Below are 15,696 nucleotides of genomic sequence, written 5' to 3' on the forward strand. Positions count from 1 at the left end.
CTTTACTCCCACCTAAGAGGAGGGAGTCTTAGCACCCGTTAGCATCGGATAAATTTTAGGATTATTTGTTTATTAAACTCATTAATTGTATAATGATGGAACGTGAGGAGGAATAGCCAATGGAACAAGCCTATTTTGAACAATTGCACAAGGACTCCCAGGCCATCATACAAAAATATCAAAAAACAAGCCAGGCCTTTACCACTAAACGTACCTTATCCTTTCTTGCCCTGCTGGTAACTGTGGCTGGGGCCTATGATATAGGTTCTCCCTGGCCCCTTTTAGCCGGACTGGGGATTTTCGTCTATTTCTTTTATCTCATACGGGGCCACAGCCGTCTCCATGATGACCTTGATTACGAAACAAACCGGGATGAGGTAATAAAGGAATATATTCACCGCTTTACAGGGGATTGGAAGGAATTCCGGGACAAGGGGGAGGATTTTCCGGAAAGAAAGCTGACTCAGGATATTGACCTCAATATTTTAGGTCCTTCCTCAATATTTCAATACCTTAATATTGCCAGAACAAATAAAGGACGCAGTATGCTGGCCCACCGCCTCCGGCCGGAGCCTGTGGAGGTCCATGAATTACCCCTGCGTCAGAAGGAAGTCAGCTTCTTTATAAATCATATAGAGGATGCCATAAAGCTGCAGGCCATAGCCCGCCAGATTCCCTTTAATAACCGCATGGATTCCCTTCTGGCCTATCTAAGGGACAGGCAGGGTGATCCAAGCCCCCTGATGAATAAATTAATATTTATATTGCCCATTACTGCCTTTATATTATTAGTGGTAAGTCTATTTAACGTCATACCCATCGAAATACCTGGAGTATTATTTATCCTACAGCTTTCCATAGCCTTATTGTCATTGGGCAAAAATGGCGTACACATTACCCCATTGTATCGTCTGAATAAGGAATTAATCAGCTATTGCCAGCTTTTATTTACCATCAGAGCCATAATGCCACAAAAAACCGGAGGGATTGACCCGGCGGAAATAGAAGAGGCCCTTGCACCAATAAAAAGGCTGGGAATATTATGTGCCCTGGCGGAGGTCCGTCATAATTTTATTCTCCTGTTTTTATTAAATGCCATCTGCCTATGGGATTTCCACATTGTGCGCAGCTTCATAGGCTGGCAGCAGGCTTACGGACACCGGCTGGAGCATTGGCTGGATATGTGGCATGAAGCCGAGGTTGCCATCAGCCTGTCTGTCATTGGCCATACCCGCCCTGATATTACCATGCCGGAGCTGCTGGAAATGGAGGATGGCAAGCCCCATATTGAAGCTGAAGCACTCAGTAATCTCCTTATTCCACCTGGTGAGGCCATCCCAAATTCCATTACCTTAGGCCCATCCCTAAATATTATTACCGGATCCAATATGTCCGGTAAAACCACCTGGCTGCGCACTCTGGCCAGCTCCTGTATATTGGCCTATGCCGGTGCTCCGGTATGCGGAAAAGCACTTCGTCTCACCCCTGTCCACGTCCTTACCTCCATAAGAGTAAACGATGATCTGGCTAGTGGAATATCCACCTTTTATGCAGAGCTGATACGAATAAAAGCCATGATTGAAGCTGCTGACCGGCATATACCTATGCTGGCGGTAATTGATGAAATATTCAAGGGCACCAACTCTGCCGACCGGATCGTGGGAGCGGAGGCAGCCCTGAGGCGCCTGAGCCGTCCCAACCTTATTACTATGGTTTCCACCCATGACTTTGAGCTTTGCCACATTAAGGCGGAGCAGGTACCGGTATTCAATTATCATTTTGAAGAAAAATACCAGGAGGATAAGCTTCTTTTTGACTATACCATGAAGGAGGGCCCATGCCAGACCACTAATGCCCAATTTCTCCTGAAGCTGGTGGGCATAACAGATTAAAAACAAAAGCTCCTCCCATATGCACCGGCTGTCGGTCACAACAGGGAAGAGCTTCCTTTAGTTCTTCAATAATTCTTTGGCTGTAAATTGGTCAGTTATAAACACATTGGCATAATGGCCCTTTAAGGCCGCTCTTATAGCCGGTATCTTGGCTTCACCGCCGGCAATCATAATACTGTGCTCCTTTGATTTCAGATCCTCCAGCCTGATTCCCACAGTGCGGGCATCCAGCTCCTTGTTACAAATCCGGCCATCGGCATCAAAAAATCTGGAGCAGATATCACCTACAGCCATTTGCTGAATTCTTGACTGCTCAGTTTGATCCGTATACCCCAAGCGGAAAAACAGGGCATTTGGACGAACCGTACCCACACCAAATATGGCAATATTGGCATGACTGCCGATTTCCAGCACCCGCTTTATGTGGCTGTCCTGATCCACCATTTCCTTTACCTCACGGCTGCCAAATACCACCGGAAGTGGTAAATATTGGGCAATGGTGCTGTAATTATTGGAAAAATTGTCCAAAATATCCTTGGCGTAGTTACGCCACTTGGAATGGGTAACGCCCCCCTCCAGCTGGACAATCTGGGAGCCCTTTAAAGCCCTTGGCAGCAAGGAACAGGACATTTCATACAGGGTGGTTCCCCAACCAACACCTATAATATCCCCATCCTTAACGATGGAATCAAGATATTCAGCTGCCTTAATTCCAATGTATTTCTTAATTTCATTTTCATCATTAATAGTAGATGAGGCTATACGTACCTCATGAAGATGATACCTTTCCACAAGCATCTGCTCCGTATTGGACATATCCTCCACCGGATCCATAATCTGAATTTTTACATACCCTTTGTCCTTGGCATATTGCAGCAGCCTTGAAACCGACGGCCTTGATATACCCAGCTCCTCTGCTATCCGTTGCTGGCTGTATTCCGAACGATAATACAGCTTGGCAACATTAATGGACAGCTTATCTCTGTCACGAGTCATACCGCTTTCCCCCTAAAAAAATACCCATGTAGGAAAATATGTACCCACAATGTTTACACAATTTCATTATCCATGTTACAAATGTAAAAATCAAGTAATTATTTAAATTTTCTGAATTTTTTTCAAATTTACAATAAATAACTGTCCCGTGTTAACTTGTGCCATATGTATTCTTATGTTTTAATATTTACTAGAGGTGAACCATTATGAAGGAAACGCAACAAATTGAGCCTATGGTAAATGAGCAGTTAATAGATGATAACAAAATTGCAGATACAAAAAATGAACAGCCGGACAATATTACCACCAATACTGATAATCCATCGGAAGAGAAGGTGGGGGAGAAGGAAGCTGCCTCATTGATGCATAATCCCCTAAAAAAAAGCCTTGTTAAAAAAAATAAAACCATCGGCAGCTATATAAAAAAATTCCTTATCCTGTGCTTCGGTGCTTTTCTTTATGCCGTAGGCCTGGAAACCTTCCTGATACCAAATAATATAATTGATGGCGGAGTGGTGGGTATATCCATTATGGCGGCTGCCCTGACACCCCTTAACTTTAGCGTATATCTGGTTCTTATAAATATCCCTTTCCTGTATTTGGGCTATAAGCATATCGGTAAAACCTTTTCTGTTTCGACCATTGTTTCCATTATTCTGCTATCATTATGGACAGAATATTTTAAGCCGGTCCCTGAGGTGACCAATGACTTTTTCCTGGCTGCCATATTCGGTGGTATTACTGCCGGCATAGGTGTGGGCCTGATTATCCGAAACAGCGGCTCCCTGGATGGCACGGAAATAGTGGCCATCATCATGGATAGGCGCAGTACCTTCTCCGTTGGTGAAGTGGTGCTGTTTTTCAATATATTTATCCTTGGGGCTGCCGGCTTCGTCTTTGGCTGGGATAAGGCCATGTATTCATTGGTTGCTTATTTTGTCATTTCCAAGATGATTGATGTGGTTATAAAGGGCCTGGACGAATCCTACGCCGTAATGATTGTTTCCGAAGAAAGCGACGAAATCGCCGACGCCCTGATGCACCGCCTTGGTCGTGGTGTTACCTTTATAAAAGGCATGGGTGCCTATACTGGTGATCCAAAAAAGGTTATTTATTGCGTAGTTACCCGTCTGGAGGTGGACAAGCTGAAGGATATCACCATCGACAAGGACGAAAACGCCTTCATTACCATAAACCCCGTTCACGACATAGTAGGCGGCCGCTTCAAGAAAAAATCCATACACTAACATCAAAGCCCGCTGGGAACGGATAAGCATATTAATGCTAAAATCCAAACCCAAGCGGGTTTTTATGTGCAAATATGTCATTTTTGAATAATTTTCACAATTATAACTTGTAAATTTTGTCGTTTTTATACAAGTTAATACAGACAAAAAGGCTATGGCCGGATGTATTACATGATGACAAACGACCATAGCCCTTATTAATACTATTTTAATTCCTTATTCCAGCTCACCAAATACGCTGAAATGATCCTCGTAGCGCTCCTTTACATGGTTAATACCCATGTATTTAACAAATGGTGCCAGCTCCTCCAGCTTCATTACCCGGATATCACCATCAAGATTGCCCATGACCACCTCAGGAACATTAAATTCAGCCATAACCTGTAAGCAGCCGCCGCATGGCACAAATGGGCTTTCTGTATCAGCCACCACGGCAATGGCATCAAATTCCTGCTTGCCGTCGGAAATTGCCTTGAAAATAGCCGCCCTTTCAGCGCATATAGAAAGGTTGGACGAGCCGTTTTCCACATTACATGCTCCGTACAAGGTGCCATCGGAGGCTAAGATACAGGCACCAACCTTAATCTTTGAATAAGGGCTGTAGCCCTTCATTCTGGCATCCTTGGCCATCTTAATCATAGTATCGCAGATATCTTCATTTAACATATTATCATGGCTCCTTTACTTAAAAATTTCCGCTTAAAACAACCAAAACCATCTAGCTTTATTTTATTCGATAAGACTATTTTTATCAATATTTTTATGTTCCAAAGTCCCTGTTATTCACACTTTCCACAAGTTATCCACAATTATTAACATCTATACACACAATTTTTGTGCATAACTCAAATATTTGCTAAAATGATAACACTGAGGCAGCTTTAGGGATATAAAGAGCATAACCATATTTTCAAAGGAAAAAAATAAAAGGAATAGAGGTGCTGAAAATGAATAGCCTAAATACTCTTAGAAAAAGCATATTAATCATGGGAATAATCCTATTATTGCCATTATTTCTTTCCCCATCGGCATTTGCAGAGCGGCAGCAGGTGGAAGGGGAGGGCTCCTATTTTTTGATGAACAATGAGCTTGAGGATGAAGCACTGGCCAAGGAACGGGCCCGGTATGAGGCTTTGCTGATTGCCAGCGAACAGGCAGCCATTTTTGTGGACAGCTCACCAGAATTGTATTTTGACCAGCTGACCCTTTCTGAATTACGCAGCTATGCTGCCAGCGTTATAAAGGTTCAAAGATTGCCACAATATACCAGCTACCCCAGAGGAAGGGGTACCATGTATTATTGCCGTCTGGTTGCAGTGGCAGACACCAATGACTTTAAGCATACCTCTATTGAGTATATCCAGAAAAGCCGTCGGGAAAGTGAGGAGCGTAATCGTCTGATACGGGAAATGGATGAATTGAAGCATAAATATGCCCGTGCCTACAGCGAAATAGAAAAGCAGAATATCCGCTCCCGCATGAAGCAGCTGCGGGACAAATTTATGAGAAATGAGACCTATACTTCATCTACATATAATACGGCAATGGCAAAGCTGGCTTATAATGACGGCCTTGATTATGATAATGACAAGGATTATTCTAATGCCATTAAATACTATCAAAAAGCCCTCAGCTATGATCCCCGGTATGTACCGGCATATAACAACCTGGGTATAATTTATGAGGATGTATTGATGGACTATGAAAAGGCCCGTGAATGCTTTGAAACCTCTGTCCAGATAGACCCGGCCTATGATTTTGGCTATTGCAATCTTGGTATACTATATAATGATGTATATCACGATTATGATAAGGCCATGGAAAACTACAGGAGGGTTCTTCGCCTGAATCCTAAATTTCCCGGCATCTATCGTTATATAGCCCGCACCTATCTGGCCATGGAGCAATATGAGGATGCCTTAAGCAATGTGCAGAAGGAAATGTCCAATAACAAACCGAAGAAAAATGACTATTGTCTTTTAGGGGAGATTTATCTGGCAACCGGTGAATACGAAAGGGCAATGGAAGTATTGGAAAAGGCCATCAGCATGGATAAGGATTACGCAGAGGCCTATCTTTACCGGGGACTTACCTATGAACAAATGGGGAACAAATTCCAGGCCCTTAAGGATATCAGCAAAGCCAAGGAGCTTGACCCCAACAATGAAAAGGCCATACAAAATTACAGCCGCTTACAATAATACAGACACTCTAACAATTACAAGTAAGGTGGCCATTACAAAATTATCCACATAAAATAACATTTATCCACACAATAAGTGTTCTATTTCTGTGGATAAAGTGGATAACTTTGTGTATAACTCAATATATAGGTTAATTTTGTATTTAAAATACTATATATTGACCATGATATTTACAAATATCCAATATTGGCTGTGGATATTTTACATCTCATTTTCATTTTGCAATTTTATACTTAAAATAATGGAAATATTATCCACAATTAGTTGCATTAGTTATTTGAAAATCATATACTAGTGAGGCAGTTTACTTTTTTTGATAACGCCATTGTTCAAATTTTTCTTCTTTAGAAGAAAAATCTTCCAATTAGCGTTTCAACGAGCTGGGAGACATCTTAAAGCTCGTTATATTATTCTTTCATAATAAGGAAGGGAGCCTAATTGCAAAATAATAAATATACTCAACAACCTATATACCGATCAAAGCGGCGCAAAAAAAAGAGCAGTAATTTTTGGCCCATGTTCCTCTTATTGTGTGCCTTTGCCATAGCAGCTGTAGGAGGAGCTCTTTTTGCGTCCTCCACCAGCTTTGATAAGCCACATGATAAGCCGGAAAAGCAAAACCTCTTGACGGCCAAGGATAAAATCATAGTTATGATTATGGGTGTAGATGAACGGGAGGATGATGTGGGACGGTCAGATACCCTGATGGTAGCCACATTGGATCCCAAAAAGAAAAAGGCTGCCCTTCTGTCCATTCCCCGGGATACCCGAGTAAAAATCAGGGGCTACGGCTTTGATAAAATAAATTCCGCCTACGCCTATGGGGGATATGAGCTCACCAAGGATACGGTAGAGGACCTGATAGGGGTTCATATGGAGCATCATATCCTGATCAACATAAAATCCTTTAAAAAAATAATTGATGCCATTGGCGGAGTGGATATCAATGTTGAAAAGCGAATGTATTATGAGGACGTATGGGATGATGATGGGGGATTGTTAATCGACCTGCAGCCAGGTCCACAGCATATGGATGGTAATACAGCCATTACATATGTACGATATCGTGATGAGGAGGGTGATATCGGCCGTATACGACGTCAGCAGAAGTTCATGCAGGCCGTTATGGACCGAATAACATCACCGGCTATTATTCCACGTATTCCATCCATCATTAAGGAAGTAATCAGCAGCGTTGAGACGGATTTGTCCATGAAGCAGCTTATCGAATTTGCCACTTCCCTTAAGGACGCCCAAAAAACAGGCTTGCAGGCGGAAATGCTGCCCGGTAAGCCAATTTATATCGATGGTGTAAGCTATTGGCTGCCTGATTTGGCAAAGCTTAGAACCACAGTGGCCAATACCCTTGATTGTACCCTTGATAAAAGCTTAAGGGATGATTTGGCTGAGGATACCCGGGAATATGAGCAATCTATTCCGGATAATGCCCGGGAGCTTAATGCCGAGGAGGCACGGGAAATTTATCGTCGGGAAAATACCGAGGATATTGAGCGGGCCAGAAAAATCAACAGGAAGGAATTAACTGATGAAACCCTTAGAAGAGATCCATATGAACGGGCAAATGAACGGTCTGCCGAAAGGGATTCTGATAGGGTAGATGAACCAATAAATACCCCTGCCACTAAGGCGGAGCCGGCTGAACAGCCTAAGAGCCGAGTCCCGGCCCCTTCCCCTACTGTGCCTGGTGTTGGAAAAACCGCCAACTGACAATAACTGAAAATAGTATGGGTAATTGCCTTGAGCAGTTACCCATATTTTTTTAAATCAAAAAGGGACTGGTATTACCCAGTCCCAAATTATATTGTATATTAGTCATTTTTCTGCAACAAGGTTGCCATGGAGGAAACCTTATCCCCATCACTTGGCTTCATGATGATTACCCCCTGGGTATTGCGGCCAATCTGGCTGATACCGCTGATGGAGGTTCTCAATACCACGCCGCCTTCAGTAATGAGAAGCAGCTCGTGATCCTCCTGAACTACTGCCATACCGATTACCTTACCGGTCTTTTCCGTTACCTTGAGGTTGATTATTCCCTTGCCGCCACGATGCTGAACGGTATATTGATCAATGGTAGTACGCTTACCAAGTCCACACTCGGTAACCGTCAATACATCTGCATCCTCTTTTAAGGTATCCATTGCCACCACCTCATCACCGGCAGTAAGTCTGATACCCTTCACACCTCTGGATATGCGGCCCATAACCCGAACCTGATCCTCTTCAAAGGCAATGGCCATACCATTTTTGGTTCCCAGCATAATTTTCTGCTTGCCGTTAGTGATTTTTACACCAATAAGCTCATCCTCCTCCTGAAGATTGATGGCAATAACCCCAATCTTACGGGAGGTATTGAAGTCAGACAGGCTTACCCGCTTAACAACACCCATCTTGGTGGCCATAAACAGGTATTTCTCCGGATCATAATCTCTTACCTGAATAACGGCGCTGACCTTTTCATCCTTATCCAGCTTCAGCAGATTAATAAGAGCTGTACCCTTGGCTGTACGGCTGGCCTCAGCAATCTGATAGGCCTTAAGATAGTATACCCGGCCCTTATTGGTATAGAACAATATGGTATGATGATTGGTAGTAATCAACAGATTTTCTACGAAATCATCCTCCTTGGTGGGCATACCATTTACCCCGGCACCACCGCGGTTCTGCCGTCTATAGGTATCCAGCTTGATACGCTTTATATAATTTCTGTGAGTAATGGAAATAACCACATCATCATCAGCAATCATATCCTCAATATCAATCTCACTCATGTCATGGGTGATATTGGTACGACGCTCATCACCAAATCTGCGCTTAACCTCTGTAAGCTCCTCCTTGATGATTTCCATAATTTTCCACTCGTCAGCCAATACGGACTTCAACCATTCAATTCTCTTCAATACTTCCTGATATTCTTCCTCAATCTTTTCACGCTCCAGACCGGTTAACCGCTGGAGACGCAAATCGAGGATTGCCTGGGCCTGCTTTTCACTTAAGCTGAAGCCCTCCATGAGAGCAGTACGGGCAATATCCGCCGTACGGGACTCACGAATGGTAGTGATTACCGCATCGATGTGGTCAAGGGCAATATTCAAGCCCTCCAAAATATGGGCCCTGGCCTCAGCCTTGGCCAGCTCATACCTGGTACGACGGGTAATAACATCCTCCTGATGCTTAATATAGTAATGGAGAACCTCCTTAAGGGTAAGCACACGGGGCTGATTTTCCACCAAGGCCAGCATGATTACACCGAAGGTTTCCTGCATCTGGGTGTGCTTATACAGCTGGTTAAGCATAATATCAGGATTAATATCCTTGCGCAGCTCCATAACTATACGCATACCACTGCGGTCTGATTCATCCCTGAGGTCAGTAATACCCTCAATCTGCTTATCCCGGACCAGCTCAGCAATTTTCTCAATAAGACGGGCCTTATTGACCTGATAAGGAAGCTCAGTAACGATAATACGCGGCTTGCCATTGGACATGGTCTCAATATTGGCCTTGGCCCGCATCTTAATCTGACCGCGGCCGGTGCTATATGCGCTCTTAATGCCGGCAGTGCCCATAATAAGACCACCGGTAGGAAAATCCGGTCCCTTGATAACGGTCATAAGCTCCTCAGCCGTGGCATCAGGATTATCAATAAGCATTAATACACCATCAATAACCTCATTCATATTATGAGGAGGAATATTGGTAGCCATTCCCACCGCGATACCGGAGGTACCATTTACCAGCAGCTCCGGAAATTTGGATGGTAATACCGTTGGCTCCTTTAATGATTCATCATAGTTAGGAGCAAAATCTACAGTTTCCTTGTCAATATCCTGAAGCATAAGCTCAGAAATCTTTGACATACGAACCTCAGTATAACGCATTGCCGCTGCCGGGTCACCATCCACGGAACCAAAGTTACCATGACCATCGGCCAGCAAATAACGCATGGAAAAGTCCTGGGCCATACGTACAATGGCATCATACACAGAGCTGTCACCATGGGGATGATATTTACCCAATACTTCGCCCACAATACGTGCGGATTTTTTATATGGTTTGCCAGGGGTCATGCCGGCTTCCTGCATAGCGTACAAAATACGTCTGTGTACAGGCTTCAGACCGTCACGAACATCTGGTATTGCTCTGGAAACAATAACACTCATGGCGTAATCAATATAAGAATTACGCATTTCCTGTTCCAGATTTACAGGTAAAATCTTACCTTCACCGAATTCCACTATCTCACCTCAAAAAAAGTTTATTACAAAATCACTTAGCTACTTATTATAACATATTTTGCCTGTTTTTTAAAGCTTTAATCTGCTTAAACCATTGAAAATTAGGCATCCATGGTTTATAACGCCATTGTTCAAATTTTTCTTCTTTAGAAGAAAAATCTTCCAATTAGCGTTTCAACGAGCTTGGGGACATCTTAAAGCTCGTTATAAGGAGGTAATTCACCTATCGTCTGTTATTTCATTAGCTCTGAATAAATAAATCCCTCACGTACCCCGGAGTCACTGTAAATTACCTGCTCAGTACCAAACTTTTTGGCAATTACATCAGCAATTACCAGACCGGAAACAAAGGTATGAATTCTGTCCGGTATATTTTTCATAAGTATAATTGCCTCAGATTGACTTAAATTACCTGTGGAGCCAAACCGCTCAATAATATCATGAAATTTATCCGTATTAATTTCCTTATTATCCTTCTCCATACCGTATAGGTAATTATAAAGAGCCCTTGCCCCCTTAAAGGTTCCTCCAATACCACAAATAACCCTTGCCCTGATATCTGCAAAATCACTGGCTCCGTCAATTACCCTGCGGGCCAGGTCATACATCCTCGCCACCTGGTTGCTGTCGGGAATCAGGGAAGCAGCACATTCCTTTTTTATCCCCAGGGAGCCAATATGGAGACTGATTTTATGCTTTATCTGATTATCCTTGTAATAGACCAGCTCCGTGCTGCCGCCGCCAATATCCACCAGCAGTCCCTCATTCATCCTTAAATTTCTGGTGGCACCCACAAAATCATATTCGGCCTCCTTGTCACCGGAAATAACCGCAATATTAATACCTGTACGATTAATAATTTCATTTACCACCTGATTGCTGTTTTTACAATTTCTCAAGGCAGCTGTGGTAAAGGCTGTAATATTATTTATGCTGAACACCTTCAAAAAATCTTTATATTCCTCCAATACCCGGCAAACCTGATCAACGCCCTCCTGGCCCATAACATTGTCAGTAACATAGCCAGACAGCCCAACCATATGCTTTTTCTTTAAAATCAGCTCCATGGAATCATCCTCTATTTCATAAATTGCCATGCGAACCGTATTGGATCCAATATCTATAATGGCCTGAATCATTTTATGCACCTCTTTGAAAATAATTGAACCATATATATAATATCATAATTTAGTTGAAATTATGATGGAATTATGTTATTATCATTTTGGGTGAACACTGTGGGGACAGTGTTATGGTGGAAAAGGTAGATGGCATGAAACGGGTAGCGTTCGGTTGCTGCCCGTTTTGTGTTTTTTTTATTTATTTATTTTTGCACTTAATTTTTATTACCTCTATTTATTTAAATTTTTTTATGATAAAATAAATATATGACACTATATAAATTATCATTTTATGCGATGAATCGACGGTGAAGTATATGACCAATAAAATTTATGCATTAATTGGACCACATGCCAGCGGTAAATCTACGCTTATTTCCAAGCTTGCCCAAATGGGAGTTCATTTCATTCCGGTTTATACCACCAGAGCTCCTTCTGAATACGACAAAAATTCTGAGGCCACCAAATTTTTGAGCCAAAGTGATTTTTTGCGGCAGGATTGGATTGTAAAGGTTACCTATAAGGGGGATTATTATGGTCTCCTGAAAAACGATGTACTTAGTGCCCTAAAAACTGAGAAGATCAGTGTTACCATGCTTACAATCAACGGTGTAAAGCAGGTCAGCAAGCTCCTGACCAATAATCTTGAGACTATTTTTATTATGGTGGATTATGTTACATTAATCGACCGTATGCTTAAGATGGGTCACAATAATGTGGATATGAAATATCATCTGGAATACGCTGAAAATAACGGCGAATTCGATAATTGGAAGAGCACCAACCACGTTGTTAAGAATATTGGTGACATAGAAAAAACAGTGGATCAGCTGATGGCTATTATGGGACTTATCGGCAGAGTACAGGTCACTAAAAAGGCTTAATATGATTATTAAAAAAAGACTGCTCATTGCGGGCAGTCTTTTTTTTATGCTGTTGATTTGGGCTGACTAATGCCCGGTCTCCAACGGAATAATTATCATTTTACTTTCCCATGCTGGCAGCCTGCTGACGAAGGAGCTGAATCCGTTCACTGGTAGCAGGATGAGTGCTGAACAGGGTAGAGAGCTTCATATCAGAGCCAGCCAGAGGATTTATTATAAACATATGTGAGGTGGCCGGAGTAGCCTGTTCCATTGGCCTTGCATGCATCGAATAATATTCGATCTTTTGCAGGGCATCTGCCAAATAATTTGGATTGCCGCAAATAATACCGCCGGACCTATCAGCCTCATATTCCCTGGAGCGGGAAATAGCCATCTGAATAAGGGCCGCCGCCAACGGTGCCAAAATTATTGTAGCCAGCAAGCCCACAATATTACCACGATCATCATCATCAGAATTTCCCCCAAAAATCATGGACCACTGGGCGATATTGGCAATCATGGATACAACACCGGCAATGGCAGCCGCCACAGTGGAAATCAGGGTGTCGCGATGCTTGATATGAGACAGCTCATGGGCCAAAACACCACTTAATTCATCTGGTGTAAGGGCATTCATAATTCCCGTAGTCACTGCCACCGCAGCGTGGGACGGATTGCGGCCCGTCGCAAAGGCATTTGGAATAGCACTGTTTATAATGCAAACCTTGGGCATCGGCAGCTGGGCATTGGCAGCCAAACCGGCAACCATATTAAACAGATTTGGGGCCTCCTGCTGGGAAATTTCCCTGGCACCGTACATTTTCAATACCATGGTATCACTGAACCAATAAGTAAAGAAGTTCATACCCAGGGAAATCAGCAGCATAAGCATGGCTCCATGACGTCCTCCAAAGGCACTGCCGATGGCTATCATAATACCCATCAGAAGAGCCATCAATACAGTAGTTTTTAACGTATTCATAATTTACATTCACCTCTCTGGCAATATACATTCTCCATCAGATAGGGGCCCGCAGGCCACTCCCTGCCAAGCAGGGCCAAGTCTTTATTTATACTGATTGTACATCACTATTATGAAAAATAAATTAAAAAATGTCAAAAAATCAAATATCCAGATTTCTTACGTATTTGGCGTGCTCTTCAATAAATTGACGACGGGGCTCAACCTTGTCACCCATGAGAATATTAAATAATTCATCAGCCTCCTGGGCGTCCTCCATATCCACCCGCAGCATGGTTCTTGTCTCCGGATCCATGGTAGTCTCCCAAAGCTGTTCAGGGTTCATCTCACCGAGACCCTTATAACGCTGTACATTTACGCCATCACGGCCCACCTCGTTAAGCTTTGCCTCCAGCTCCTCATCGCTGAAGGTATACCAGTGCTTCTTGCCCTTGCGAATCTGGTATAGAGGTGGCTGGGCAATATAAACATGGCCACGCTCAATAAGGGGCTTCATATAGCGGTAGAAGAAGGTGAGCAGCAGGGTACGGATGTGGGCACCATCCACATCAGCATCAGTCATTATAATAATCTTGCCATACCGCCGCTTGGATATATCAAATTCATCACCGATACCACTGCCAAAGGCTGTAATCATGGTGCGGATTTCTGCATTGCTGTAAATCTTGTCCAGACGGGCCTTCTCCACGTTGAGAATCTTGCCGCGAAGGGGCAGGATAGCCTGGAAGCGGCGGTCACGCCCCTGCTTGGCACTGCCGCCTGCCGAATCACCCTCAACAATATAAATTTCTGCCTGTTCAGGGTCCTTGATGGAGCAGTCAGCCAGCTTCCCCGGCAGAGAGCTTACCTCAAGGGCATTCTTTCTTCTGGTAAGCTCCCGGGCCTTTCTGGCCGCCTCCCGGGCCCGGGAGGCCATAACAGCCTTATCCAGTACCCGCTTGGTAATAGCCGGATTTTCTTCAAAGTATTCGTTCAGACCCTCTGATACGATGGAGTCCACAATTCCCCTGACCTCGGAATTTCCCAGCTTGGTCTTGGTCTGACCCTCAAACTGAGGCTCACGGATCTTCAGGCTGATAACGCAGGTAAGACCCTCCCGCACATCCTCACCGGATAAATTCTGCTGATTGCCTTTAATAATATTATTCTTCTTGGCAAAATCATTGGCAGCCCGGGTCAGGGCAATTTTAAAGCCAGCCAGATGAGTGCCGCCTTCCTCAGTATTAATGTTATTTACAAAGCTGTAGATATTCTCCTGATAGGTATCGTTGTACTGCATGGCAATTTCCACAACAATATCATCCTTGGTACCATTAAAGTAAATTGGGGTTTCGTTAATCTTGGCCTTTTTGCGGTTCAGGTGCTCCACAAAGGAACGTATTCCCCCCTCATAATGGAAGGCCTCCTGATTGCCGCTGCGCTCATCCCGAAGGTTAATGGTAATTCCCCTATTCAGGAAGGCCAGCTCCCGAAGTCTGTGCTTAAGGGTATCAAAATTGTATTCGGTAACACTGAATATCTCCTTGTCCGGCATAAAATGAACCTTTGTGCCGGTTTCCTCTGTACTGCCGGTAATGGTCATGGGTGAAGTGGTAACACCGCGCTTAAAGGCAATTTCATGAATCTTGCCATCCCGCTTTACCTGAACCTCCATGTATTCACTAAGGGCATTAACTACCGATACACCTACGCCATGAAGACCACCAGATACCTTGTATCCATCGCCGCCAAATTTACCGCCGGCATGGAGCACCGTAAGAACTACCTCCACAGCCGGTTTGCCGGTTTCATGGAGATCAACGGGGATACCTCGGCCATTATCCACAACGGTGATGCTGTTGTCATTATGAATAGTTACATCAATATCAGTACAGTAGCCGGCCAGGGCCTCATCAATGGAATTATCCACTACCTCATATACCAGGTGGTGAAGACCGCGCTCAGAGGTACTGCCGATATACATACCTGGACGCTTTCTTACTGCCTCCAGACCCTCCAGCACCTGGATCTGATCAGCACCATAATCACCGTCAACAGCCGATACCTCGGAACCGATTTCCTCCACATGTATCTGTACTTCTTCATCATTAATCAAAGCTTCATTTTCAGTGGCCATGAATTAATTCTCC

11 protein-coding genes are annotated in these 15,696 nt (G+C 43.6%); 5 read left to right on the plus strand and 6 right to left on the minus strand.

What is annotated here, in order from left to right; all coding sequences use genetic code 11:
* Nucleotides 1–119 precede the first annotated feature (119 nt).
* Complete coding sequence (locus Q0Y54_RS00320) at nt 120–1,892, plus strand: MutS-related protein (protein WP_297963061.1); 1,773 nt, start codon at nt 120–122, stop codon at nt 1,890–1,892.
* A gap of 57 nt (nt 1,893–1,949) precedes the next feature.
* Here Q0Y54_RS00320 and Q0Y54_RS00325 read toward each other — a convergent pair whose 3' ends face one another.
* Nucleotides 1,950–2,888 (minus strand): sugar-binding transcriptional regulator, encoded by a 939-nt coding sequence (locus tag Q0Y54_RS00325; RefSeq protein WP_297963063.1) that lies wholly within the window; start codon nt 2,886–2,888, stop codon nt 1,950–1,952.
* Nucleotides 2,889–3,250: 362 nt separating this feature from the next.
* Here Q0Y54_RS00325 and Q0Y54_RS00330 point away from each other — a divergent pair, with 362 nt between their 5' ends.
* A complete protein-coding gene (locus tag Q0Y54_RS00330; protein ID WP_297963210.1) occupies nt 3,251–4,135 on the plus strand; it encodes a YitT family protein in 885 nt (294 codons plus the stop codon).
* Nucleotides 4,136–4,351: 216 nt separating this feature from the next.
* Here Q0Y54_RS00330 and Q0Y54_RS00335 read toward each other — a convergent pair whose 3' ends face one another.
* Nucleotides 4,352–4,801: a cytidine deaminase gene (locus Q0Y54_RS00335; RefSeq protein WP_297963066.1), complete on the minus strand. Its 450-nt coding sequence runs from the start codon at nt 4,799–4,801 to the stop codon at nt 4,352–4,354.
* Between the two features lie 338 nt (nt 4,802–5,139).
* Between Q0Y54_RS00335 and Q0Y54_RS00340 the strand changes: the two genes are divergently transcribed.
* Nucleotides 5,140–6,336, plus strand: a complete 1,197-nt coding sequence (locus Q0Y54_RS00340; protein ID WP_297963069.1) for a tetratricopeptide repeat protein — start codon at nt 5,140–5,142, stop codon at nt 6,334–6,336.
* A 519-nt stretch (nt 6,337–6,855) separates the two neighbouring features.
* Complete coding sequence (locus Q0Y54_RS00345; RefSeq protein WP_297963081.1) at nt 6,856–8,067, plus strand: LCP family protein; 1,212 nt, start codon at nt 6,856–6,858, stop codon at nt 8,065–8,067.
* A 101-nt stretch (nt 8,068–8,168) separates the two neighbouring features.
* Here the strand turns inward: Q0Y54_RS00345 and gyrA are convergent, their stop codons facing one another.
* Both gyrA and Q0Y54_RS00355 read right to left on the minus strand, forming a co-directional pair.
* Entirely contained in the window at nt 8,169–10,598 is a 2,430-nt protein-coding gene (gene gyrA, locus Q0Y54_RS00350) for a DNA gyrase subunit A (protein ID WP_297963083.1), read from the minus strand.
* 233 nt (nt 10,599–10,831) lie between these two features.
* Nucleotides 10,832–11,737, minus strand: coding sequence for an exopolyphosphatase (locus Q0Y54_RS00355; RefSeq protein WP_297963085.1), 906 nt, complete (start codon nt 11,735–11,737; stop codon nt 10,832–10,834).
* A 299-nt stretch (nt 11,738–12,036) separates the two neighbouring features.
* On the opposite strand from Q0Y54_RS00355, the gene Q0Y54_RS00360 reads away from it, so the two are divergent.
* On the plus strand, nt 12,037–12,603 hold the full coding sequence (locus tag Q0Y54_RS00360) for a guanylate kinase (protein WP_297963087.1): 567 nt from the start codon (nt 12,037–12,039) through the stop codon (nt 12,601–12,603).
* Nucleotides 12,604–12,703: 100 nt separating this feature from the next.
* Here the strand turns inward: Q0Y54_RS00360 and htpX are convergent, their stop codons facing one another.
* Both htpX and gyrB read right to left on the minus strand, forming a co-directional pair.
* Nucleotides 12,704–13,567 carry a zinc metalloprotease HtpX gene (htpX, locus tag Q0Y54_RS00365; RefSeq protein ID WP_297963089.1) on the minus strand — a complete coding sequence of 288 codons (864 nt, stop codon included), beginning with the start codon at nt 13,565–13,567 and terminating at the stop codon, nt 12,704–12,706.
* Between the two features lie 142 nt (nt 13,568–13,709).
* Nucleotides 13,710–15,683 carry a DNA topoisomerase (ATP-hydrolyzing) subunit B gene (gyrB, locus tag Q0Y54_RS00370; RefSeq protein WP_297963091.1) on the minus strand — a complete coding sequence of 658 codons (1,974 nt, stop codon included), beginning with the start codon at nt 15,681–15,683 and terminating at the stop codon, nt 13,710–13,712.
* Nucleotides 15,684–15,696 lie beyond the last annotated feature (13 nt).

It is taken from the genome of uncultured Anaerovibrio sp., from assembly GCF_947302755.1.
In the GTDB taxonomy this organism is placed as follows: Bacteria; Bacillota; Negativicutes; order Selenomonadales; family Selenomonadaceae; genus Anaerovibrio.